General features: G+C 63.7%; 21 protein-coding genes and 1 riboswitch. Of the genes, 10 read left to right on the top strand and 11 right to left on the bottom strand.

The genetic code is table 11. The features are described 5' to 3' along the window. Window positions 1–8: 8 nt before the first annotated feature. Window positions 9–584, bottom strand: coding sequence for a helix-turn-helix domain-containing protein (locus J3D46_RS10075; protein WP_024819844.1), 576 nt, complete (start codon window positions 582–584; stop codon window positions 9–11). A gap of 266 nt (window positions 585–850) precedes the next feature. Here J3D46_RS10075 and J3D46_RS10070 point away from each other — a divergent pair, with 266 nt between their 5' ends. Together J3D46_RS10070 and J3D46_RS10065 are read left to right on the top strand one after the other, a co-directional pair. Then, entirely contained in the window at window positions 851–2386 is a 1536-nt protein-coding gene (locus J3D46_RS10070) for a sodium:solute symporter (protein WP_231341778.1), read from the top strand. Window positions 2387–2500: 114 nt separating this feature from the next. Beyond that, window positions 2501–2620, top strand: a riboswitch (SAM riboswitch). A 16-nt stretch (window positions 2621–2636) separates the two neighbouring features. Continuing rightward, window positions 2637–2963 carry a hypothetical protein gene (locus J3D46_RS10065; RefSeq protein ID WP_231341779.1) on the top strand — a complete coding sequence of 109 codons (327 nt, stop codon included), beginning with the start codon at window positions 2637–2639 and terminating at the stop codon, window positions 2961–2963. Here the strand turns inward: J3D46_RS10065 and J3D46_RS10060 are convergent. Beyond that, window positions 2960–3148, bottom strand: a complete 189-nt coding sequence (locus J3D46_RS10060) for a hypothetical protein (protein WP_231341780.1) — start codon at window positions 3146–3148, stop codon at window positions 2960–2962. The genes J3D46_RS10065 and J3D46_RS10060 overlap by 4 nt on opposite strands. Before the next feature lie 231 nt (window positions 3149–3379). On the opposite strand from J3D46_RS10060, the gene J3D46_RS10055 reads away from it, so the two are divergent. From J3D46_RS10055 to J3D46_RS10045, 3 genes are all read left to right on the top strand, one after another. Continuing rightward, entirely contained in the window at window positions 3380–4570 is a 1191-nt protein-coding gene (locus J3D46_RS10055; protein WP_231341781.1) for a VIT1/CCC1 transporter family protein, read from the top strand. Window positions 4571–4655: 85 nt separating this feature from the next. Further along, the gene (locus J3D46_RS10050) at window positions 4656–5546 is read left to right on the top strand and encodes a matrixin family metalloprotease (RefSeq protein ID WP_253466726.1); all 891 of its coding nucleotides are present in this window, start codon (window positions 4656–4658) and stop codon (window positions 5544–5546) included. A 110-nt stretch (window positions 5547–5656) separates the two neighbouring features. After that, complete coding sequence (locus tag J3D46_RS10045) at window positions 5657–6547, top strand: matrixin family metalloprotease (protein WP_253466723.1); 891 nt, start codon at window positions 5657–5659, stop codon at window positions 6545–6547. Here the strand turns inward: J3D46_RS10045 and J3D46_RS10040 are convergent. Then, complete coding sequence (locus J3D46_RS10040; protein WP_231341793.1) at window positions 6544–7695, bottom strand: LOG family protein; 1152 nt, start codon at window positions 7693–7695, stop codon at window positions 6544–6546. The genes J3D46_RS10045 and J3D46_RS10040 overlap by 4 nt on opposite strands. Window positions 7696–7769: 74 nt before the next feature. Here J3D46_RS10040 and J3D46_RS10035 point away from each other — a divergent pair, with 74 nt between their 5' ends. After that, on the top strand, window positions 7770–8561 hold the full coding sequence (locus J3D46_RS10035; RefSeq protein ID WP_231341784.1) for a gamma-glutamyl-gamma-aminobutyrate hydrolase family protein: 792 nt from the start codon (window positions 7770–7772) through the stop codon (window positions 8559–8561). A gap of 127 nt (window positions 8562–8688) precedes the next feature. Continuing rightward, window positions 8689–11604: a chitobiase/beta-hexosaminidase C-terminal domain-containing protein gene (locus J3D46_RS10030; RefSeq protein ID WP_231341785.1), complete on the top strand. Its 2916-nt coding sequence runs from the start codon at window positions 8689–8691 to the stop codon at window positions 11602–11604. 75 nt (window positions 11605–11679) lie between these two features. Here the strand turns inward: J3D46_RS10030 and J3D46_RS10025 are convergent, their stop codons facing one another. The 4 genes from J3D46_RS10025 to J3D46_RS10010 all read right to left on the bottom strand — a co-directional run bounded on the left by J3D46_RS10025 (window position 11680) and on the right by J3D46_RS10010 (window position 16127). Further along, entirely contained in the window at window positions 11680–12705 is a 1026-nt protein-coding gene (locus J3D46_RS10025) for a Gfo/Idh/MocA family oxidoreductase (RefSeq protein ID WP_231341786.1), read from the bottom strand. A gap of 111 nt (window positions 12706–12816) precedes the next feature. After that, window positions 12817–13839, bottom strand: coding sequence for a Gfo/Idh/MocA family protein (locus tag J3D46_RS10020; RefSeq protein WP_231341787.1), 1023 nt, complete (start codon window positions 13837–13839; stop codon window positions 12817–12819). 84 nt (window positions 13840–13923) lie between these two features. Then, entirely contained in the window at window positions 13924–14943 is a 1020-nt protein-coding gene (locus tag J3D46_RS10015) for a sugar phosphate isomerase/epimerase (protein WP_231341788.1), read from the bottom strand. Then, window positions 14940–16127 (bottom strand): Gfo/Idh/MocA family protein, encoded by a 1188-nt coding sequence (locus tag J3D46_RS10010; protein ID WP_231341789.1) that lies wholly within the window; start codon window positions 16125–16127, stop codon window positions 14940–14942. Before J3D46_RS10010 ends, J3D46_RS10015 begins: the two co-directional genes overlap by 4 nt. Before the next feature lie 158 nt (window positions 16128–16285). On the opposite strand from J3D46_RS10010, the gene J3D46_RS10005 reads away from it, so the two are divergent. Then, window positions 16286–17305, top strand: coding sequence for a LacI family DNA-binding transcriptional regulator (locus J3D46_RS10005; protein ID WP_231341790.1), 1020 nt, complete (start codon window positions 16286–16288; stop codon window positions 17303–17305). A 72-nt stretch (window positions 17306–17377) separates the two neighbouring features. On the opposite strand, the gene J3D46_RS10000 is transcribed toward J3D46_RS10005, so the two are convergent. Genes J3D46_RS10000 through J3D46_RS09990 form a run of 3 tightly spaced genes read right to left on the bottom strand, consistent with a single transcriptional unit; the run spans window position 17378 to window position 20415 of the window. Next, window positions 17378–18304 carry an ATP-binding cassette domain-containing protein gene (locus J3D46_RS10000; RefSeq protein ID WP_231341791.1) on the bottom strand — a complete coding sequence of 309 codons (927 nt, stop codon included), beginning with the start codon at window positions 18302–18304 and terminating at the stop codon, window positions 17378–17380. 12 nt (window positions 18305–18316) lie between these two features. Continuing rightward, on the bottom strand, window positions 18317–19366 hold the full coding sequence (locus J3D46_RS09995; RefSeq protein WP_231341792.1) for an ABC transporter permease: 1050 nt from the start codon (window positions 19364–19366) through the stop codon (window positions 18317–18319). Between the two features lie 53 nt (window positions 19367–19419). Next, the gene (locus tag J3D46_RS09990; protein WP_231343408.1) at window positions 19420–20415 is read right to left on the bottom strand and encodes a substrate-binding domain-containing protein; all 996 of its coding nucleotides are present in this window, start codon (window positions 20413–20415) and stop codon (window positions 19420–19422) included. Between the two features lie 318 nt (window positions 20416–20733). On the opposite strand from J3D46_RS09990, the gene J3D46_RS09985 reads away from it, so the two are divergent. Both J3D46_RS09985 and iolB read left to right on the top strand, forming a co-directional pair. Continuing rightward, window positions 20734–21474, top strand: a complete 741-nt coding sequence (locus J3D46_RS09985) for a GntR family transcriptional regulator (protein ID WP_231343410.1) — start codon at window positions 20734–20736, stop codon at window positions 21472–21474. Window positions 21475–21491: 17 nt separating this feature from the next. Then, window positions 21492–22385 carry a 5-deoxy-glucuronate isomerase gene (gene iolB, locus J3D46_RS09980; RefSeq protein WP_231343412.1) on the top strand — a complete coding sequence of 298 codons (894 nt, stop codon included), beginning with the start codon at window positions 21492–21494 and terminating at the stop codon, window positions 22383–22385. 70 nt (window positions 22386–22455) lie between these two features. Here iolB and J3D46_RS09975 read toward each other — a convergent pair whose 3' ends face one another. Beyond that, window positions 22456–23898 carry a sugar porter family MFS transporter gene (locus J3D46_RS09975; RefSeq protein ID WP_231343414.1) on the bottom strand — a complete coding sequence of 481 codons (1443 nt, stop codon included), beginning with the start codon at window positions 23896–23898 and terminating at the stop codon, window positions 22456–22458. Between the last annotated feature and the right edge of the window lie 17 nt (window positions 23899–23915).

Genomic DNA, 23915 nt, shown 5'->3' with positions numbered 1-23915 from the left:
GCGCGAAACTAGCGGCTGGCCGCTGGAACCAGCACCCAGAGCACCTCGACGGTTTCGTCCGTGGGGTTGATCCAGGTATGCGGCTCGCGCCCCGGGAAGGAGAGGGTGTCCCCCTCTTCGAGGTCGTACTCCTCATTGGTCAGGATGAGCTTGATCCTGCCCTTGACCACGTGCAGGACGTCTACGTCGCAGTCCACGGCGTAAAGCTCGTTTTCACCGCGGCCCCGGGGCTCGATGGTTGCTTGCAGGATCTGGAGCCGCCGCTCCGAGCGGGCGGTCAGTAAGCGCTCCACTATGCCCTGGCCACCCAGGGAGATGCGGGGACCGTCGTCGCGCTTGGTCAAGTGCGTCTCCGGGGCTGCGAACAAGTCCCCCACCGATACCGACAGGACCTGGCACAGGGTGACCAAGGAAGCGACCGACGGCGATGTCAGGTCTCGCTCCACACGGCTGAGGAAGCCCTTGGTCAGCCCGGTAGCGTCCGCCACTTGCTCGATGGTGAGGCGCTGCGCCTGCCGGGCTGCGCGGATTCTGGAACCGATGGCAACGGGAACATTGCTCGGTTCAACGGGTAGAGCCTTCATTCACGAACCTTTCAGGCCTGTCATGTGGCCCTGTCATTGGAGCAATAGTAGCCGGGAGACAGGCCAACAAGGCCAGAATCCGCGGAACCATGACCAAAGCATCTTGACTGTTACTCCGATCACAACATATCCTCATAGGCAACAAGTGTTGTCTGTGAGGCACACAACACATCCCCAATCTCCAATCATCAGCACAGAGACTTCGACGCTTCGCAGGAGTATCGTCGAAAACCCCAACCTCCGTGCATCAGCTCCAAGGACCTCTCATGGAATCTTCGGCTATTAACATCGCAATCGTGGTGGTGTACCTGCTCGCCATGCTGGCATTCGGCTGGTGGGGCAAGTCCCGCACCAAGAACAACAGCGACTTCCTGGTGGCCGGCCGCCGCCTGGGCCCCTTCCTTTACACCGGCACCATGGCCGCAGTGGTCCTCGGTGGCGCATCCACCGTGGGCGGCGTCGGCCTCGGCTACAAGTTCGGCATCTCCGGCATGTGGCTGGTTGTGGCAATCGGCTCGGGCGTGCTGCTGCTCAGCCTCCTGTTCGCAGGCACCATCCAGCGCCTGAAGATCTACACGGTCTCCCAGATGCTGAGCCTTCGCTACGGCAGCAAGGCCACGCAGACCTCCGGAATCGTGATGCTGGCGTACACGCTGATGCTGTGTGCCACGTCCACCGGCGCTTACGCCACCATCTTCGTGGTCCTCTTCGATTGGGAACGCTGGCTGGCCATCGCAGTTGGCGGCGCGATCGTGCTCGTCTACTCGACCATCGGCGGTATGTGGTCCATCACCCTGGCCGACCAGGTCCAGTTCATCATCAAGACCGTAGGCATCTTCTTCCTGATGCTCCCGTTCGTCATGAACGCAGCCGGCGGCATGGACGGCATCCGTGAGCGCCTCGACGCAAGCTTCTTCCAGATCGACGGCATTGGTGTCCAGACGATCATCACCTACTTCGTGGTGTACACGCTCGGCCTCCTGATCGGCCAGGACATCTGGCAGCGCGTCTTCACCGCCAAGACCCCCACCGTCGCACGCTGGGGCGGCGCCACCGCAGGTGTCTACTGCATCCTTTACGGCATCGCCGGGGCCCTGATCGGCCTGGCTGCCCGCGTAGCGCTCCCGGACATCGACGTCGCCAACCTCGGCAAGGACGTGGTTTACGCAGAGGTAGCAACGCACATCCTGCCTGTCGGCATCGGCGGCCTGGTCATGGCCGCAGCTGTTGCAGCAATGATGTCCACCGCATCCGGAGCCCTGATTGCCGCGGCAACGGTGGCACGTGCAGACGTCGTCCCGTTCGTGGCCAGCTGGTTCGGCAAGACCATCAACACTGATGACACGGAGAACCCCGAGCACGACGTCAAGGCCAACCGCTACTGGGTACTTGGCCTCGGTATCGTAGCCGTGCTGATTTCCATGGCTGCGCAGGACGTGGTTGTCGCCCTCACCATCGCCTACGACATCCTGGTAGGTGGCCTCCTGGTGGCAATCCTGGGCGGCCTGGTGTGGAAGCGCGGCACGGGCATCGCCGCCGCGTGGTCCATGGCAGTGGGCTCGGTGCTGACGCTTGTCCTGCTGATCTTCTTCGCCGTTGGAGTCATTCCCAGCGCTGACGGCGTCTACGCCAACGAGCCGATCTACTTCGGCCTCGCGGCTTCCTTCATCGCCTACGTAGTGATCTCGCTGCTCACCCCGCCCACGGATCCCGCGGTTCGCGAGGCATGGGACAAGCGCGTCGCAGGTGCTGTCTCGGAAGAGCTGCCGCCGGAGGCCCACCCGGTCAGCAGCCACAAGTAAAAGTGCACGGCAAGTAACAGAGCAACGTTCGACGGCGGCGCCACCCCTTTTCGGGGAGGCGTCGCCGTTGTTTCGTCCCCGGGAAGAACGCCCGGTGGGGTAGGGTTGTCCCAGCTTCAAGAGATGTGGTGCCAAGCTCCGACTGGCCACACACCAACCCCATGTTCACGGGTGGTTCGGATGAGGAAGCGGCCCGTCCCGGACCAGAGACAACCGAGCGGGCAAGAGCACTCCACTGAGGAGCAGTCCCTTGCCGTACCAAGGCGATACCACCCAGGCATCCACGCCGGCCGCAAGTGCGCCGGCCACAGGAACCCCTGCCAAAACCGCAGCCCGCACGGTCACGGTGATTCCCGCCGTCGACCTTTTCCTGGGCACGGTGACCATCATCTCCAACGCCGGTACGGCGCGGTTTGGGCATCCCGAACCGCACTTGATCACCCGGGCCCTGACGCAGGCTGTCCGGCCGACGCAATGGTGTGCGGCCTCAAGGACCCTGACGGTGACCGTTGCTGCCGCCGGAAAGCGCGAGGGCGTGCAGCGGCACTTCCCTCTCTGCCCGTGGGAGCAGGCCTAGTTCCCTTCGTCCTCCTCGCGGAAGTCCTCGGTTTCATCGATCGGGACGACGCGTTCGTCGTCCTCCGGGGCGTCCACCTCTTCCACCCAGGCTTCGTCCACTTCCTGATCCTCGGCGTAGTCATAGGCTGGGTCCGACTCGATGGTCGCCCGCGGGTGGCTGGCGTGTGATTCGGTGGTGTCCATAATGCAACCTCCGTCTCGTGGGCCGGTCAAAGCCCGGTAACCGGAAAACGGGGAGCTCCCCGCTCCTGTCCTTCCATCTGAGCACCGCCTCAGTCGAGGGTCAAGGGTGCCCGGAATTACGGTGCGCCGAACATTCCAGTTGAGGAATACCAGCCAAAAATCCCCGCCAATAAGCGGTAGTGTGGGGCGTGCAATGGGGCCGAAACCACCCCACCCAGCACAGGAGAGAAAGTGCAACAGCACCAGGAATCCCCCGGTTCGTCGAGCCCGGCTCCGGACCCCGCCACCGAAAACACGGCCCCCGAAACAACGGCCGTCGCCAGCGTAGCCTCGAAAAATGATGCATCCCCGTCGTCCTCGGACATCCGCCGCTGGCGTCAGTATCTGGCCGATGAGCGCGCCGAGGCTGCCGTCTATCGCGAACTCGCCCAGAGGCGCGACGGCGAAGAACGCCAAATCCTCCTGGCCCTGGCCGAAGCCGAAGGGCGTCACGAGGCCCACTGGCTCAAGCTCCTGGGCGAGCACGCCGGAATGCCCAAGGCCGCCTCAACCCGCAGCCAGTTCCTGGGCTTCCTGGCCCGCAACTTCGGGTCCGTGTTTGTGCTGGCGCTGGCCCAGCGTGCAGAGGGCCGCTCCCCCTACGGCACCGAACCGGCGGCAACAGCAGCCATGGTGGCCGATGAGCAGATCCACGAAGAAGTGGTCCGGGGCCTGGCCACGCGTGGACGCAACAGGCTCTCCGGCACTTTCCGCGCTGCTGTCTTCGGCGCAAACGATGGCTTGGTCAGCAACCTTTCGCTGGTCATGGGCATGGCCGCAACCGGCGTGCCCAGCCCTGTCGTGCTGATGAGCGGCGTCGCAGGCCTGTTGGCCGGGGCGTTGTCCATGGGCGCCGGCGAGTACGTTTCTGTGCGCTCCCAGCGGGAATTGCTTAACGCCACGTTGCCCACTCAGGCCACGCTCACAGCAGCACCTTCGTTGGACATCGAGCACAACGAGCTGGTTCTTGTGTACTTGGCGCGGGGCATGACCCACGAAGCCGCCGAACACCGCGCCGCCGAACGCATGGGCGTCTTCAGCTGCGACTGCGACCCCAGCCTCTCCCTGCAGCCAGAGAAGCCGGCCACCGATGAGCACGAATCCGTCGGTTCGGCGTGGGGCGCCGCGTTGTCCAGCTTCTGCTTCTTCGCCTCGGGCGCCATCGTGCCCATCCTGCCGTTCATTTTCGGCATGACGGGTGTGGCTGCTTTGCTGGTAGCCGGCGTGCTGGTGGGCATCGCGCTCCTGGCGACCGGCGCCGTCGTGGGCTTGCTGTCCGGAACGTCGCCGCTGAGCCGCGGGCTGCGGCAGCTCGCCATTGGTCTTGGAGCAGCGGCTGCCACCTATGGGCTGGGCCTGGTGTTCGGCGCAACGATCGTCTAGGTTTGGACGCCTCCCTCCGCAGCCCGTAATGTTGGTTCGTCCTCCGCGCTGCCCCGCGTGACCAGGGCGTGAGGAATGGAGAACCGTGGACTCGGAGCGGGAAACGCGTGCGCCAAAGCACCGACGTGCGGCAACTGCCTGGCGGGTCCTTCGCGGCCTCCTCATGGCCGGCATCGCCGCAGTGGTGGCCGTCCTGGTGAGCGGATTCCTGCACGGAGACCCCCGCATCACCGCACTTTTCCCCGGGGTCAGCGTCCCCGGCGCCCCGCAAAGCGGACAAAACCAAACAAAACCTGCCCGTGCCGCCGACGCCCCGCCGCCGGGTGTTGACGAGGCGGACGCCCCTCTCGCCTCACCGCCGGCGCCCGGGACAGCGAACGATTCGTTCAAGTTCCTGGCCACCAACGACGACGGCACTCCCGTTGGCTATTCACCGTGCCGGCCGCTGCACTACGTAGTGAACAACGCCTCTGCGCCGGAAGGCTCTGATGCGTTGCTGGAGGCTGCGATCGCCAAGGTATCCGCCGCTTCGGGAATCCAGTTCGTCAACGACGGCAGCACCGATGAGTTGCCCGTGGACCGCCGCGAACCATACCAGCCCGCCAAATACGGCGATCGATGGGCTCCCCTGCTGATCTCATGGACCACGCCGGAGGCAGCGCCGGCCTTGGCAGACAAAGTCATCGGGACCGGCGGCAGCACCATGTACTCGCTCAACAATGGACCCAAAAGCTATATCACCGGCAGCCTCGAGTTGGACACTCCGCAGGTAGCCGAACTACTGGCCAACCCAGAAGGGGCCGACTACGTCCTGGCGGTCATGCAACACGAACTGGGACATGTGATGGGCTTGGACCACGTGGATGATCCGGTCCAGCTCATGTACCCGGAAATCGGTGCCCCGGACGGCCTCGCGGCCGGCGACCTGAACGGCCTGCACCTCCTGGCATCAGCGCCCTGCCGCAAGGACATCTAGCAGCCGACCACTTCCGGCATGGACTCCCGTGGCGTCCGGACTTATGCTGGCGACTACGGCCGACGGCGGCGCCCCACCTCCCGTCCGCGGCCTCCACGTCAGGGGGTTCCATGGAACCTTACGGGTCGCCCCAGTGGCCGGACCCCGATCCCCCAGCGCCGCGTCCACCGATCAAGCACAGCAGCATCGCCGCCATCCTGTTCCTGTTCGGCGTCCTCGGCCTTGTCTGCGCGGGCGCGTATTTCAGCGGCGACCTGCAGCGGTTCCTCTACGGATCATCCGCCACGCAGAGCCAGGCTCCACGCCCCGGTTTAGTACCGTTCGGACAACGCCAGGACCCGTTGCCCGGGCTGGAAGAAGCCGACGCGCCGCTGGGAACTCCGGCGCCAGTAAACCGGACCAGTACCTCCTACAAGTTCCTTGCCGTCAAAGAAGACGGAACCCCTCTGGCCTACTCGCCGTGCAGGCCCATCCATTACGTGGTGAACGCCGACCAGGCGGATCCTTCCTGGCAGCCCCTGGTGGAAGAAGCCGTCCGGCAAGCCAGCGTGGCCACTGGATTGAAGTTCATCTACGACGGTCCGAGTTCCGAGGTCCCTTCCACCAACAGGACCGGATACCAGCCGGCCAGGTACGGGGACCGATGGGCTCCTGTCCTGATCGCCTGGACCACTCCGGAGCAGGTGCCGCGCCTGACAGGCCAGACTGTGGGTCTGGGCGGAAGCTCATCGATTGGCCTGAGCAACGGCTATAAGGCCTACGTCACAGGCACCGTGTCCCTGGACGCGCCCCAGTTCGCAGGCATTGTGGACACTTCCGAGGGCAAGGAGATCGGCATCGCGGTGATCATGCATGAGCTGGGACACCTGCTGGGCCTGGACCACGTGGACGATCCCCGGCAGCTCATGTTTGACCAGGCTTCGTGGGTCCGGCAATACGCTGCCGGCGACCGGACGGGCCTGGCCCAACTCGGCCAAGGTCCGTGCAGCAAGGACTTCTAGCCGCGCCGTGCTCCTTGGCCGGAAACTACTGCGAGTGCCTCCTCCACGCTATCGACCAGGAAGATCCTGTGCTCCATGGGCTTCCCCGCGGCGAGGCCCTGCAACATCGGCCATGCCGGGAGTGTCCGTTCCCAATGGTCGCGTCCCACCAGCACCATGGGAGTGATGGTCTCCGGCGCTCCGTAGTAGTTTTCGCAGGCGTCCTGGAAGATTTCCTGCACCGTTCCTGCGGCCCCCGGAAGGAAGATGGTCCCACCATTGCAAAGCTCCAACAGGATGGCTTCCCGGAGGGCGTTGGCGAAGTACTTGGCGATGTGGGTGGCAAACAGGTTCGGAGGCTCATGGCCGTAGAACCACGTGGGTATTCCAAGCGTCGGGGTGCCTTCCGGATGACGTTCGACGACGACGGCTGCTTGCCGTGCCCAAGCCGTCACCGAGGGCCTGAACCCCGGTACCTCGGCGAGGGTTCCCAGCGCGGCTGTTGTGTCGACGTCGGGCAGCCCACTCAAGTAGGCGCCCAGGTTGGCCGCTTCCATGGCTCCGGGTCCACCTCCGGTGGCGACAGCGAAACCGGCCTGGGCGAGCAGGCGGCCCAGCCTCGCGGCGTCGGCGAATTCGCTGGTGCCACGCTGGGCGGCGTGTCCACCCATGACTCCCACGATTTTGCTCCCGGCGAGCGCCCCATGATCCAGCAACTCATCCAGGGCGTCGCCGATCGCGTGGTCATGAAGGGCCGCGGCAAGGGTGGCGTCGAGGCTCGCCCGCTGTCCGGGAAGGATGCTCCATTGGTAGACCTGCGCGTCGAGGGTGGCTTCGTATTCTGTGGAGGAGATGTCCTGGTAGAGCTCCGCGGCGCTGTAGAGGCTGCCCCGGTAGGGGTCGAACGGAACGCCCTGCAGTTTGGGAAAGATGAGTGCCCCGCGGCGTCGGAGGCTCTCTTCCACGCCGTCGTCGAACGTGCATCCCAGGAAGATCGCCCCTTGGGGGTTGAGGGCCTTGAGGTCCCGGGCGTGGCCTCGAAGGTCCAGCGACTGCGCGTGCCAACCACTCATGGACCCCGCACCGGCACTCACCAGACGTTCGAAGTGGACAACGCTTTGGATGTCGAGAGTTCGCGGACTCGGGTTCAAGGGTGCGCTGCGGTTCATGGCTTCAGCGTAGTATCGCTGCGCCATGACGCCGGCGTTTGCGCACCCGGCCGCTGAGCGGTGCATCATGAAGGATGAAGAGTTCAGAAGTTGCCCGTCCGCGTATCGGCGTTCCGGTTCGCCTCAGCAGTTCGGACGCTCCGGACGCCCGTGTGGGTGAGGCCAACCGACTGTTCACCTTCATCGTGGACCTGCTGCGTGAGGCCGGTGCGCGGCCCGTGCTGCTGACCCCGGTGTCGGCTGACAGCGCCGGGAGGCTGGCCACTGAAATGCAGGAGCTCGACGGCGTGCTGCTGCCGGGCGGCGGCGACATCAATCCGCGCCTCTATGGCCAGGATCCGCAGGACTCCCTGTACGACGTCAACGCTGAGCAGGACCATCTGGACATGGATGTTGCCCGCGCAACCATCGACGCCGGACTTCCGCTGCTGGGCATCTGCCGCGGCCACCAACTGCTGAATGTGCTTTATGGTGGGACGCTGATTCAGGACATGGCACCCACTGCTGTGACCCACAACGGCTTGGATCCACACGACACCACGGCCAGCGAATGGGCATGGCACGATGTGCTGCTCACCGCCGGATCCAAAACTGCATCACTGTATGGTTCCCCCGAAGGGAGCACCATCAAGATCGCTTCCGGGCACCATCAAGCTGTCGCAAGGGTGGGCGAAGGCCTGGTCGTCACGGCCGTCGCCGACGACGGTACGGTGGAGGCCCTGGAAGACCCCTCACGGTGGGTGGCCTCAGTGCAGTGGCACCCCGAGGCGTCCCAGCTTCCCGACTCTGATCGGTTGCTGCCTTTCACATCCTTCGTAGATGTCTGCCGGAACCCTACCCAGGCTCGTCCCGGTGGAGTACAGTAGCGCTCACTGCATCGCTTTCAGTTCCGTTGAAAGTTCAGCAAAAGCCCAATTTCATTCGCATGACGTCCAGGGGGCGTCGTAAGTTTGCCGGCTGGGGGGCCCAACATCTGCTCAAAGGAGCATAGTTGTGGACCGTCCAAAACACGTCAGCCGATCCTCTCATCCGAAGACCCGTCCATCCTTCCCCAAGCGCCTGCTAGGGCTGCTCCTCGGGCCTGCTTTGGTTTTGGGCGGACTCGTCCTGACCTCCGCATCGCCTGCGGCTGCTGCTGAACCGCCGTGCGCGGGAACTGGCGGAGCCATGCAGATCGTTGCCCACACAGACGACGATCTGCTCTTCCTCAGCCCGGATTTCATGCGGGACATCCAAGCCAAGCGATGTGTTCAAACGGTGTTCACCACCGCGGGAGAGGCCGGCGAGGGAGCCACCTACTGGCGGAGCCTCGAGTCAGGCATCCAAGCCAGTTACGCCAAAATGGCCGGTGTATCCAACAGCTGGACAACATCCGATGCCGGAGTGCCCGGGCGTCCGCTGACCATGCGTACCCTGAACGGTGCTCCCAACGTCTCGGTGGTCTATATGCGGCTTCCCGATGGCTTTCCGAACGGCCTGGGCAGCGCCGCCTACAACAGCCAGAGCATCCTCAAACTCTGGGACGGCCGGCTCTCCTCCATCCGGCCCGTGGACAATGCAGCGACCTTCACCAAATCCCAGTTCCAAACCGCGTTGAACCGCCTGGTGGTCAACTTCCAGCCCACCACCTTCCGCACCCAGGACTGGACCGGGAACTTCAATACCCCCTACGACCACAGCGACCACTGGGCCACGGCCAAGTTCGCCCAGCTGGCGACCCGAAGCTACACCGGGCCGCACACGTCCCTGGCCTACGATGCCTACGTCATCGATGAGTATGCGCAGAACGTGACCGGGGCCGAACTCACGGCCAAAGTGGACACGTTTGTCCGGTTCGCCGATTTCGACATGTACGTCTGCAGCAGCCCCGGTGAAGGGTGCCCGGATTCCCCCTACGACGAATGGCTGAAGCGGCAATACATCACAGCCATTGAGTGGGTGGGCAACGCTGCCAAATCGGCGGGCACCACCGTCACGGCGTCTTCGCAGAAAGCCTCCGCACAGAGCCCGGAGAAGGCGAGGGACGGTTACCAGTGGGGTGCTCCGATGGATGCCACGCGGGAGTGGGTCTCTGCTGGTGAAAAGGCCGGCAGTTGGATTCAGTACAGTTTCTCCCCCACCCGGACCATCAATGCGGTCACCCTGTCCGATCGGCCACTCCTGACCGATCAGATTACCGGTGGCAACCTTCAGTTCTCTGATGGAAGTACCGTGGCCGTTCCAGCCCTGCCCAACAACGGCTCCGGCCTCACCATCAACTTCCCCGCCAAGACAGTGAGCTCCGTGCGGCTCAACATCACCTCAGTCAGCGCGGGCACCACCAACGCCGGGTTGGCTGAGTTTGAGGCCTATCTCGGCACCGACAACGTGGCTCCCGTCGTCACCGCGGCACCCCCGGGTGGAACCTACACGGCGGGCCAGGCGATAACCCTGACCGCCAATGAAACATCCACCATTTACTACACCACCAATGGCAGCACCCCCACCACGGCAAGCAGCAAGTACACCGCTCCGCTGATTTTGAACGGTCCGCTGACCTTGAAGTACTTCGCCGTGGACAGCGCGAACAACTCGTCGGCTGTGGTCACCCAGACGTACTCCACCGGCCCGGATGTGACGAAGCCCGTGGTCACGGCCACGCCCCTGGGAGGTCAGTACGCGCCAGGCACCACCATCACCTTGGCTGCGAACGAGCCGGCCGAAATCCGCTACACCACGGACGGCACCGATCCCCTGACGGCTGGACTCCCCTACACCACGGCGATCCCCTTCAACGGACCCGGTCCCATGACGTTGAAGTACTTCGCCCGGGATACTGCCGGAAACGTGTCCGAGGTAGCCACGCAGAGCTACTCCGTGCCACCGGACACCACCGCGCCCACGGTATCGGCCAATCCCACCGGCAGGGCCTTGGCCAGTGGGGCCACCATCGCGCTGACCGCCAATGAGCCTGCCGCCATCTACTACACCACCAATGGCAGCACCCCTACGGCCACGGAATCAGCCACCAACATCAAGTACAGTGCCGCGCAACCGATCGTCATGGGCAGTACCACGCTGGTGCTCAAATACATCGGCGTCGACACTGCCGGCAACACCTCAGCCGTGGGTACCCAGACCTACACGGTGCCCGCAGCCGGACCGCCGTCGGCCCATGACTTCAACGGTGACGGCCGTGCGGACGTGCTGGCCGCTGATGCCGCCGGCAACCTGTACCTCTACCCCGGCAACAGTTCGGGCGGACTCGATCCGCGGCAGGTCGCCCTCGCAGCACCAGCGTGGTCCACCATCACGGACACCGTCACCCCTGGCGACTTCAACAAGGATGGCAAGCCTGACCTTCTGGCCCGGGCCGGAGACATCCTCTGGTTCTACCCCGGCGACGGCGCAGGCAGCTTCGCGGCCAGGAAGCAGGTCAGCACCGGGTGGAGCACCATGACGCAGATCTTCTCCCCCGGCGATTTCAGCGGCGATGGCATCCCCGATTTTATTGGCCGCCGAAGCAATGGCGAGCTCCGGCTCTACGAAGGAAACGGCACCGGAGGCCAGCGGAGTCCCTACACCGTCGGCTGGGGTTGGGACGTCATGAATGCCATCTTCAGCACCGGCGATTTCAACGGGGACGGCAAGGGAGATGTACTGGCGCGGCGCACCGACACAGGCGCATTATGGCTATATCCGGGCAATGGCTCCGGGGGCTGGCTGCAATGGACGCAGATCGGGACGGGCTGGGGAACCCGCACTGCGGTGGCCGGTCCGCGGGACCTTGACGGCGACGGCAGGAACGACGTCGTGGGCCGCATCGGAGACACCTTGTGGCTGTATCCCGGATCGGGAGGCGGAACGCTCAGCAACGTGCCGCCGATCAGCCTCGGCACCGGCTGGCAGGCCATGAAAGTCATCGCCTAGCCTGCCCCCTGAACCTGGCGCGGGTCGGAGTTTTCCCCCAGACTCTTCGGCCCGCGTCAGCCATGTCCAAACCTTCTACGGGGCAACCTTTACCGGGGCGCCTTTTTCCAGGGACTCCTGCGCAGCGTCTGCCACCTTCGAGGCCGCGACAGCATCTTCGGGAGTGCAGGGGTTCTTGCGCTGGCCAAGCACAAGTTCCACGAACGCGGCCATCTCTGAGCGATACGCCTGATCGAAGCGCTCGGCGAAGGTGGTATGGGAGGCACCGGTGGGGAATTCGACTCCGGGTTCGGCTGACCGCAAGGCCATCTGCTGGTCCATTCCCACAAGCACAGAGCTCTCGGAGCCTTGGAGTTCCAGCCGGACATCATGCCCGGCCCCGTTGTATCGGCTGGCCGACACCGTGCCTACCGTGCCGTCGTCGAAAGTCACCAAAGCCAGGGCGGTATCGACGTCGCCAACCTCACCGATGGCCGGGTCGCCGTTATTGGAGCCCTTGGCATAGACCTCCACGATTTCCTTGCCGGTGAGCCACCGGAGGATGTCGAAGTCGTGGACGGAGCAGTCCCGGAACAACCCGCCGGACGTTGCAAGGAATTGGACTGCTGGCGGGGTCATATCGCATGTGACGGCCCGAACCGAGTGGATCCACCCGAGTTCCCCGGCCTCATAGGCCCGTTTGGCTTCCAGGTAGCCGGCGTCAAAACGGCGCTGGTGGCCGATCTGCACCACTCCGGCCTTCTCACGGATGTAGTCAAGGACCGGGAGTGACTCGGCCACGTTCACGGCTACTGGTTTTTCGCAGAACACCGGAATGCCCGCGTCCACGCCGGCCCGGATGAGGTCCGGGTGGGTGGCGGTGCCTGTCGCGATGACCAGCCCGTTCACTCCGGAGGCTATGAGTTCCCCCACCGAGCCCACGTACTCCCCGCCGACGTCGCGTGCTACCGAACGTGCGTGCTCTTCTGCCACATCCGTGAGCTTTAGCTGGACCTGGATACCGTCCTGGGCCAGGGCTTCGTTGAGCGCGCTGATGTTCTTTGCGTGCATCACGCCGATCCGGCCAACACCTACCAGGCCGAGGGTCACTTGCTTCGTCATTTTCTGTCTCCGTCAGTGCAGCAGAAGTTTTGTCTCATGGGAGAGATCCTTCAGGCGACACTAAACCTTGTTAGTTTGTCCTGTCAAACATTGCTGGTGGAATCACAGGTGCTAGAGCTGGACGACAATGCCCTCACGGGCGCTCCGGCGGGCGGCATCGAGCACTTCAATCGTCCTCACGCCCTCCTCGGCCGGCACCGGCTCCGGGCCTTCCCCACGGACCGCCCGGGCGAACTCCGTGTAGAAGGTAGCGTAATTGCCCTGCGCGGACGCCACCCGTGTTCGATGTCCGCCAACGGCCAGGGTGCCTTCGTTCCCGGGCACATCAATCCCCCACGTTTCCGGTTCCGCGGCTGGCCGCCGGCCGGCAAAGAGGGCGTCGGCCTGGACATCAGCCCCAGCGGCGACATAGCTGCCAGCACTTCCATAGGCACGCAATTCACGCGTGGTGGAGTGGTTGAGTTTGCTGGCGGACACGGTGGACACGACGCCCGAAGCGTGGGTCAGGGTGATGAAAAACCCGCAGTCCGTTTCTTCACCAAACTTGTCCGTCCAGTCGAGCGTGGCGTGCACCCGGGACGCGGGGCCCAGCAGCCAGAGCATCTGATCCACAAGGTGACTGCCCAAATCCCGCAGGAGGCCTCCCGTCGGGCCAACCTCCAGGGTGTCGGCGCCATCCTGGTCCATGATGGAGTGCACGCGCCACGGCTCCCCCAAGGCTCCGGAGGACAGCACATCGGCCAGGGTAAGGATGTCGGCATCGCGGCGGCGGTTGTGGTAGACATTCAGCACCACGCCGGCCTCCCCGGCGGCATGGACAAGTTCCCGCGCGCATTCAGCATCGGGGGCGAAGGGCTTATCCGCCACCACATGGACGCCTGCTGCCACGGCCTCCAGGACCAGCTCCCGGCGAGTGTGCGGAGGTGTGGTGATGGTGACGGCGTCCACCCCGGCGGACAGCATGTCAGCAAGGCTCCCATAGACCGGGACCCCCGGATAGTCGGCCTGGACTTCCGCCCGCCGTGCCTCGGAGCGCGCCACGACACCTGCCAACTCAAGTCCCTCCGCGGCGTCAATGAACGGGGCATGAAAGTACCTGCCCCCCACTCCGTATCCCACAATTCCAATGCGCACGCGCCACAGTCCTTCCGTATGAATGGTCGTCTTACACGGCTAGGCGGCGGCCGTACGCCGCCGCCTTGCCTCATGCTGCAGTAATCAGGCTGGAACGTTCAGGGATGTTTCCAATGCCGCGTCGGCATCCCGCAGGACTTTGGCCGCAACCTCAAGGCCTTCGATACGCCCCAGCGAGACGTCCTCGTGCTCGATGTTGACCAGCATGTTCGGATCCACGTCGTGGAGCGCACGGAGGAACCGGGTCCAGAAGGCAGTATCGTGACCGCGGCCAAGTGCCACGAAATCCCAGGCCGAGTTCTTGGGCCACTCGTTTGCCCACTCGTCGCCACCCAGGTTGGTGCGGTTCTCGTCGGCTGAGAGCCTGCGGAAGCTGTTGTCCAGCACCCCATAGAGCGCCGCATTCTCCGTGTTGACGCGGACGTCCTTGGCGGCCGCCTGGAAGACCAGGGGTCCGAGTTCGCGGACCACTGCTACCGGGTCCATCTGCTGCCAGAACAAGTGGGAGGCGTCCAATTCGACACCCACGTGCGTGGCACCTGTGAGCTCGATGAGCTTGTAAACGTCCGCTGTATTGAAGACGATGTTCTGCGGGTGCAGCTCCAACGCCACCTTGACGCCGTGATCGGCGGCGAGCCGGTCGGTTTGCTTCCAGAATTCCGCGGTAATGCCCCACTGGTAATCGAGGACGTCCAGTGCTGCCGAGTTCCAGGCATTGACCACCCAGTTGACGGTGGTGGCGCCGGGCTCGCCGCCGGGCAGGCCGGACATGGTGACCACGCGGTTCTGGCCCAGGCGGCTCGCGAGGCGAATGGAGCGGCGAATGTCCTCCGCGTGCTTTTCACCGATTTCACGCTTGGGGTGCAGCGGGTTGCCGTTGCAGTTCAGGCCGGCGATGGCGACGCCGGTGCCCTCGAAGATCGCCAGGTAGTCGTCGCGGGCTGCGTCGCTTTCCAGGATCTGATCAAAGGTGGGGACGTGCACGGCAGGCAGGAAGCCGCCCGTGTTGATCTCGATTCCCGTGAGTCCCAAGTCAGAGATGACCTTCAGCGCCTCGGGCAGCGGGCGGTCGTGCAGGATCGCGTTGTAGACGCCGAGCTTCATACCGTGATCTTCTTTCCGTTGTTGAGGGCGGATTCGGTGACGGCACCGAGGAGCTCCATGTTGCGGACGCCTTCATCGAAGGTCGCACAGCGGGGCAGGGATGAACCTGCGCCGAGGCCCGCAACCTCTTCGAGGAATGCACGCGCTTGGTAGCCGAAAGCGTCGTTCTGGCCGAAGCCGACTTCCGGGGCGTCCATGGCAAGGCCGCCGGTGATGTAAGGGTGGCCCGGGCCGAGCATGACCTGTCGGTAGCCATTCTCATTCCCGGATCCATCGTTCAGGAACAACTGGATTTCGGATGGGCGGCGCTGGTCGAACTTGGCCGCACCGTTCTCGCAGAAAACCTCGAACTGGAGGCTGTTCGCATGGCCGGCCGCTACGCGGGAGACTTCGAAACTGCCGGCGCCGCTGGCGAACTCTGCGTTGAAGGCTGCGTAGTCGTCGTTTTCCACGGCCTCGTACGTGTCGCTCACAGCCACGTGGTCGTGGCCCATGACCGCGCCAAGGGGCAGGGGGCGCTTGTCGATCGCGGTCGTCAGGCGACCGCCACTGATGGACTTAATGTCGCCGCAGAGGAATTCGGAGACGTACGTCAGGTGGCTTCCGACGTCGGCCAGCGCACCGGAGCCGGGCCCGCCCTTGTAGCGCCAGCTCATGGGAGCGGCGGGACTGAAGCCATAGTCGGTCCAGTACCGGCCGCTGAAATGCAGGACGTTGCCGAGCGTTCCGTTGCGGATCAGTTCCCGGATATAGGCGATGCCAGGCGTCCGGCGGAACGTGAAGCCGATGCGGGCGAGGGTTCCGCGGGTTTCCGCTGCGCGGGCGGCGTCGGCCATGGCACGTGCGTCGTCCAAGGTGTCGCTGAGTGGCTTCTCGCACAGGACGTGCTTGCCCGCGGCCAGCAAACCTTCAACCACTTCGCGGTGCAGCGAGTTGGCAATGACCACGCTGACAACATCAATGTCGTCAGCCTCGGCAATGGCCTGCCAGGACGTGTCAGTGCGCTCGTACCCGAAGCGGCGTGCAGCCAGCGAGCCGAACTCGGCGTTCACGTCGCCGATCGAGACCAGGCGCACGGGCGGAAGCACGGGGCTGTAGAGGGCAGATGCCGTGCGGTATGCGGCAGCATGGGCCTTGCCGGCCATGCCTGCTCCGATGACGGCGACGCCGAGGCTTTCAGCCATTGATTCTCCTTCGAAATTTCGCCGCCGCGTGGGGCGCTGTGCGGCATTTTGTAGCGCTACAATTTTTACGCTGGATTTGATCGTAACTATGTCTATATGTCCTGTCAATCATTAACCGACTATCCTCGAGAGCAGACACGAAAGGCACACCGATTCCGTTGAAGAGCCCCGAAACGCAGGACAGTCCCCGCGCCCGACGCACCACCCTCTACGACGTCGCCACGCAGGCCGGAGTCTCGCCGTCGCTGGTTTCCTTATTCCTCAAGGACCCAGGGAGGATCAGCGAAAAGCGTCGGGTCGCCGTACAACAAGCCATCTCCGAGCTCGGATACCGGCCCAGCCGGGCCGCCACCACGCTCGCCAGCAGCCGTACCAAGAGCATCGGCCTGGTCATCGACGACTACCGGAACCTGTGGTTCGTCGACCTCCTCCGCGGTATGGAATCCGTCCTTTCAGACCGTGGCTACCAGGTGATGCTCGCGGACTCAAGACCGGGTGAAAACCGCATCAGGGAAGCCACGGACGGCCTGCTCGCCATGCACGTGGACGCCTTGGTCCTCGCAGCCGAGCCCAGCGAAGCCATGCTGTCCAGAACATGGGTCCCCACTGTGGTTGCGGGGTGGCGCAAGGGTGTTCCGGTAGGCGCGGACCTCATCACCAACGACGACGACGGCGGGGGCAGCATGGCTGCCAACCACGTACTGGGGTTGGGTCACGTCCGCATCGGCCACCTCTCAGGTTCCGACGGCGCCTCCGCACACCGGCGGGCGGGTTTCCTTCGCGCGGTGGAGGCTGCCGGCGTCGAGCCTGTCATCAGTGAGTCCGACGGAACGTCGGAAGAGGACGGCTACGCAGCAGCCTGCCGGCTCTTGGAGCACCGCCCGGACACCACCGCGATCTTTGCCGCGAACGACACCATGGCGCTGGGCGCCTTCGCCGCCATCAAAGCCCGTGGGCTGTCGGTACCCCGGGATGTTTCGGTGATTGGCTACGACAACTCCCCTTTAGCGAAGTCGCGCTACCTGGACCTCACATCCGTGGACAACCGAAGCGACCTCGTAGGCGTTGACGCGGCGCACAGGCTGCTGGCACGGATCGAGGACCCCACCCTCCAACCGGAGCGGACACTGATCGAGCCGGCGCTGGTACTGCGCGGCACCACCTCGACCGTTCGCTAGGGACGACTCTGCTCGCTAGGGACGACTCTGCCCGGAGCCACTACGGGTTCCGGGCAGAGTACCTTCGGAAGGCTAGTGCCGCTTCGCAGCGCTCTCCGGAGCGGCGTCAGCCACGCCCGCCACTTCGGCTTTCACTTCCTCAAGGGCATCTGAATGCCCACCAAGCTGTTCCAGCTCGTGGGCCAATTCGGCCAGTTCGGCGCCGCCGGCCATCTGGGCCGTCAGCTCATCCAAGGTGATGTCCTTCTTGTCGTAGTAGCCGATCGACTTGCCGCGCTTGAGCAGCAGGAACCGATCACCCACGGGGAAGGCGTGGTGCGGGTTGTGGGTAATGAAGATGACACCCAGCCCGCGGTCACGGGCCTGGAGGATGTAACGGAGTACGACGCCGGACTGCTTGACTCCCAGCGCGGCCGTCGGCTCGTCCAGGATCAGAACCTTCGCGCCGAAGTAGACCGCGCGGGCGATCGCGACGCACTGCCTCTCACCGCCTGAGAGCTGGCCGATGGGCTGCTCAACATCGCGCAAGTCGATGCCCATGTCCGCGAGCTCCTTTTTGGTGATGTCCTTCATTTTCTGGACATCCATGCTCTTGAACGGACCAAACCCGCTGGTCAGTTCGGAGCCAAGGAAGAAGTTGCGCCAGATGGGCATCAACGGGACCACCGCCAAGTCCTGGTAGACGGTGGCGATACCGGCATCCAGGGCCTCACGGGGCGAGGAGAACTTCTTGGCATCTCCCATTACGTGCAACGTGCCTTCGTCATGCTGGTGCAGGCCCGCGATGATCTTGATCAGGGTGGACTTGCCGGCGCCATTGTCGCCCAGGACGCAGGTGACGCGGCCATTATCCACGGCCATGGTGACATCGCGCAGGGCAATGATATTGCCGTAGTGCTTGCCAACACCGTCAAGCGAAAGCAGGTGCACTGGTGTGTGCGTCAAGGGGTCCTTCTCATCCTTTAGCAGGGTCTGCTGGTCAATCTGTTGTGCATTCATTGTTCCGGTCCTTTACTTGAGCTCTGCCCGGCGCTTGACGATCAGGTTGACGATGGTGGCCAGCAGGAGCATCAAGCCCAGGAAGAACTTGAACCAGTCTGGATTCCATTGTGCGTACACGATGCCCTTGTTGGCCATGCCAAAGATAAAGGCACCGATGGCGCCACCCACGGCCGACCCGTAGCCACCGGTCAGGAGGCAGCCGCCAATAACGGCGGCGATGATGTACAGGAACTCGTTGCCCACGCCCTCACCCGACTGCACCGAATCGAAGGCGAAGAGGTTGTGCATGCCCAGGATCCAGCCACAGAAACCGACAGCCATGAACAGGCCGATCTTGGTCTTGGTCACCGGGACGCCCACAGCGCGGGCAGCGTTGGCATCACCACCAACAGCGAAGATCCAGTTGCCAACCCGGGTGCGGAGCAGGATCCACGAGGCTACAGCCACCAGGGCGATCCAGATGAACACCGTGATCTTGACGTCAACGCCACCGATCGACACTGACGAGGCAAATACGGCTTGAGCCGAGTCAAAGCCATCCATGTTTGAGATTGACGGCGACGATACAGATCCGCCGATGAGTCGGGTCAGCCCGAGGTTCAAACCGGTCAACATCAGGAAGGACGCCAGGGTGACGATGAAGCTGGGAAGCTTGGTCTTGACCAGGATCCAGCCGTTGATCAGGCCGATCCCCAAGGAAACGACGAGGGCCAGGAAGACTCCCACCCAGACGTTGGTGGTGAAGTACCAACTGAACAGCGAGGCCGTGAGCGCCGAAGAGATGACGGCGACACCGGTGGAGAGGTCGAACTCGCCGCCGATCATCAGCAGGGACACGCCAACAGCCATGATGCCAATGGTGGAGCTTCCGTAGAGGACGGTGGCGAACGCGTTCGGCTGGATGAACGTCTGCGAGACGGAGGCGAAGAAGATGAAGAGGACGACGGCGCCAACGAGGGCGCCGACTTCCGGACGGCCCAGAAGCTTCTGGAGCGGGTTGCGTTGACCAACGCGCTCGTCAGCTGGAATTGGCTTTGCGGCAGTGGGGGTCATAGTCATGATGATGTTCCTTGCTGCCGGGCCCGGTTTCCACCGGGCCCGGCGAGTCAGTGCTAGCGGATACCCTGCTCAGCGAACTTCAGGACGTCGGTGGCGTTGGCCTTGTCGATGATGGCCGGCCCGGTCAGGACGGACTGGCCGCCACCGATAGTGAAACCACCGCGCTTGTTCTGCCAAATGGCGTCGATGGCGCCGTAGCCCTGCAACCATGGCTGCTGGTCCACGGTAAACAGCACTCCGCCGTCCGCGATCTTTTGTGCCAGTTCCTTGTTCAGGTCGAAGCTGGCCACCTTGGCGGAGCTTCCTGCCGTGGACACGGACTTGATGAGCGTCAGGGTGATCGGCGCACCCAAGCCGATGATCACGTCTGCATCCTTGGAAGCCTGCAGTTTGGCGGTTGCCGTGGATTCCACGGAGGTCATGTCCGCGCCGTTGACGTAGAGGATTTCCGTGCCAGGAACCTTCGCTTTAACACCGGCACAACGGGCTTCCAAGCCTACGTGCCCCTGCGCTTGGATGACGCAGATGGGGTGCTTGAAGTTTTCTGCGGCCAGCCGCTCACCCACCGCTTCACCGGCAAGCTTCTCATTGGAACCGAAGTGCGTGAACGCGCCGAGCTGCTTGGAGACCGACTCGCCCGCGTTCAAGCTGACAATCGGGATTCCGGCCTCGGTTGCCTTCTTGAGTGAATCCTTCAGCGCATCGGGGGTGGCGAGCGTGACCGCGATGCCGTCGACTTTCTGGTCCACGGCCTGCTGGATCAACTGCGCTTGGCGTCCTGCTTCGGCGTCGCTGGTGTACAGCAGTTCCACGTTGTCCTTGGCTGCTGCTTCCTCCGCCCCCTTGCGAACGGTGTCCCAGAAGGTGTCACCGGGAGGAGCGTGCGTGATGAGGGCGATCTTGATGCGCTCGGTGCTTGCGACTTGGCCGGCCGCTCCACCCCCGCCGGTATCAGCCGGCTTGCCACCCTGGCTGGAACAGGCGCTCAGTGCCACGAGGGGAACCACTGCCGCGACGACTGCCGCTGTTCGCCATGAGAATTTTGCCACCGTTATCTCCTTTGATGTCAGGTTCAGGCCTCCGGAGACTCGTATCCGGATGACCTACTACTCAGATCATGGTGACTCGCCTCACACTTTGTCAATAGTTTGTCCTGACATTAGGATGTTTTAACGTAACCTTCTCGAGTGGAAGGCCTCGCGGCCCCGCCCGGCGGCGACTTCCTTGACGGCCGCACCCCGGCTGCTATTATCAGAAAAAGGCAATATGTCCTATCAAGAGAACATGAGCGGACATAGGCATCCATCCGGCACAGGAGCCGCAACCCCGCTCCCGCCCGGCCTTCAGCAGGCGTCTAGGAGAATCCAGTGGCGAACCAACTCAGTCTCAGCATCGATCGTTCGTCCCCCGTGCCCCTCTACCATCAGGTGGTCCAGGGCATCGAGGCCGCGATTCACAGCGGCATCCTGGAACCCGGCAGCCGCCTGGACAACGAGATCGACCTCGCAGCCCAGCTCAACCTGTCCCGCCCCACCATGCGCAAGGCCATGGACGAGCTTGTCCGCGCCGGACTATTGGTCCGCAAACGCGGTGTGGGAACGCAGGTGGTCTCCAGCCAGGTGCGTCGCCCGCTGGAACTCTCCAGCCTCTACGACGACCTCAGCAACAACGGCAAGAAGCCCACCACCGAGGTCCTGAGCTTCTCCCACGTGGAGGCAGACCCCCTCACGCTCGCAGCTCTCCAACTACCTGCCGGGTCCAAGGTCTACCACTTCACTCGTCTGCGCAAAGTGGGCGGCAAACCCTTGGCGCTCATGGAGAACTGGGTCCGCGACGACATCACCAGCATCGATGAAGCCCAGCTCGCCAAGGAAGGGCTCTACGCCATTCTCCGGCGTGGCGGCGTGAACTTCCGGCTGGCTTCCCAACGTATCGGCGCCATGATCGCCAATGACTACCAGGCTCCCCTCCTCGAAGCCGAGGCGGGCTCAGCACTGGTCACCATGGAACGCACGGCGGTGGACGACACCGGACGCATGGTGGAAACCGGCCACCACGTCTACCGCGCCGATTCCTACAGCTTTGAAATGACACTCGTACAGCGCTAACACAAGGACAACTACTTATGGCCAACTGGGTATACCCGCTGGGAACAGCCAACGACGGCAAATGGGACATCTCGCTGGGGACTTCCGATTCCACCCTGGCCATTGACGGCTGGGCCCACACTGGCCTGAAGGTCGCGACACTCGCCGCAGGTGCGGCCGTCGAACTTCCCGCCGCAGCGGAAGAGCGCATCGTGGTGCCGTTGAGCGGAACGTTCACGGTAACGCTCGACGACGGCGAGTACAGCCTCGCGGGCCGGCAGTCCGTTTTCCACGGACCCAGCGACGTCCTCTACACCGGTATCGGCAAGGCCCTCACCATCAGCTCGCACGACGGCGGCCGTGTTGCCGTGGCGACCGCACCGGCCAAGGCCGGGTACCCCACCCGCCTGGTGACTGCTGCCGAGACACCCGTAGAACTTCGCGGAGCCGGTAATTGCTCACGCCAGGTCCACAACTTCGGCACTCCCGCTGCGCTGGAAGCCGATCGCTTCATTGTGTGCGAGGTCATCACCCCAGCCGGCAACTGGTCCTCCTACCCTCCCCATAAGCACGATGAGGAGAAGGAGGGCGAAACCAGCCTCGAAGAGATCTACTACTTCGAAACCCGCGTGGCGCCTGAATCCCCGGCACCGGAAGACTCCGACGCCATCGGCTACGCGCGCGTGTACGCATCCGACGAACGGCCCATTGACGTCTCTGCGGAGGTCCGCACGGGCGACGTCGTGCTGGTGCCATATGGCTGGCACGGTCCGGCCATGGCTGCCCCCGGCTACGACCTCTACTACCTCAACGTCATGGCCGGCCCCGGCCGCGTGCGTGACTGGCTCATCAGCGACGACCCGCACCACGGCTGGATTCGCCAGACCTGGGACGGCCAGGACATCGACTCCCGGCTCCCGTTCGGCCCGTAGCGCCGTAGTTTGAACACAGCAAATGCCCCTAAGAACGTTTCTTAGGGGCATTAGCTGTGTTCAAACCCGGTTAGGCGCGTGCTTTGAAGAACGCTTCCAGCTCTTCCAGGCTCTTACCCCTGGTTTCCGGCACGGTTCGCTTCACCCAGACGATCGCCACCAACTGCAGGGCAACGAACACCAGGAACGTGGCTGAGACGCCCATCCAGGCCACCATCTGGGGGAAGAAGAAGCCCACCATGAAGTTGATGATCCACAATACGAAGACGCAGATGCCCATTCCCACGCCGCGGACGTGCAGCGGGAAGATCTCGGCCAGGGTCAGCCACGTGACAGTGCCGATACAGGACTGCATGGAGGCCAGGAACGTCACCATGAACAGGAGTACCAAGTAACCACGGAGCATGCCTTCGGGCACTGCAAAGGACGTGATGGAGATAGCCGTCAGCGAGGCCGCCGTCCCGCACAATCCGAAGATCAGCATTGATTTACGGTTCAGCCGCGTCATCATCCACATGCCCACAATGACGGCCACCACCGACGTCACGCCGTTGACCACGTTGGCCAGCAGAGCGCCTTGATCGCCGAAGCCGGACGAGGACAGGATGGATGTGCCGTAGTACATGATGGCGTTGACGCCACTGATCTGGTTGATCACGGCCATGCCCAGGCCCACCACAAAAATTCTGCGGACCCAGGGAACAGCGAGGTCTTTGAACGTCCCCATCTTCGACTGGTAATCCTCGCGGGCGGCGCGGCGGACGTCGTCGAACTCCTTGGAGACTTCGCCGGCAGCGCGCGTCCGGCGGAGCACGTCCATCACCTCGCCGAAACGGCCGGAAGACGCCAGCCAGCGCGGGCTCTCCGGCAGTACCAGCATGCCGAACCACAGAATAACGGCCGGCAGGGTGGCAATCACCAGCATCCAGCGCCACACGTGCATCGAGTCCGGGAACAGGTTGCCCAGGACCGCGTTGAAGGTGAACGCCAGGAACTGGCCCGTCACAATCATGAGCTCGTTCTGCGTGACGATCCTGCCCCGCTGGGCGGCAGGCGACATCTCCGCAAGGTAGACGGGAACAATCACGGAGGCACCGCCAACGGCCAGCCCCAGGACAGTGCGCGCAAGCACCAGCAGCTCGGTGGTCGGAGCCAAAGAGCACGCCACAGTGGCGAAGGCGAAGATCAGGGCCAGGCCCATGATGGTTTTGCGCCGGCCGAAACGGTCCGACAACCGCCCTGCGCTGATTGCACCGAACGCGGCACCAAACAGCAGGGTGGACGTCACAAGGCCTTCGGTCAGCGGTGTGAGTCCAAGGTCTTTTTGCATGAACGGCAGGGCGCCATTGATGACGCCGGTGTCGTAGCCGAACAGCAGCCCGCCGAAGGTGGAGAACAGCGCCACCTTCCTGAGGAACTTCTTGGGATTGGCCGGCTTGGCGTCCTTCCCTCCGCTCGTGCGGGGGACGCCGGTCTGGTCGGTTTGGGTTTCCAGTGAGGATGAATTGGTCATGGGTTCCTTAGCTCGTC

Source organism: Paenarthrobacter sp. A20 (assembly GCF_024168825.1).
GTDB lineage: Bacteria > Actinomycetota > Actinomycetes > Actinomycetales > Micrococcaceae > Arthrobacter.
Note: the sequence above shows the minus strand (reverse complement) of the source record. Positions and strands in the feature narration are given on the sequence as shown.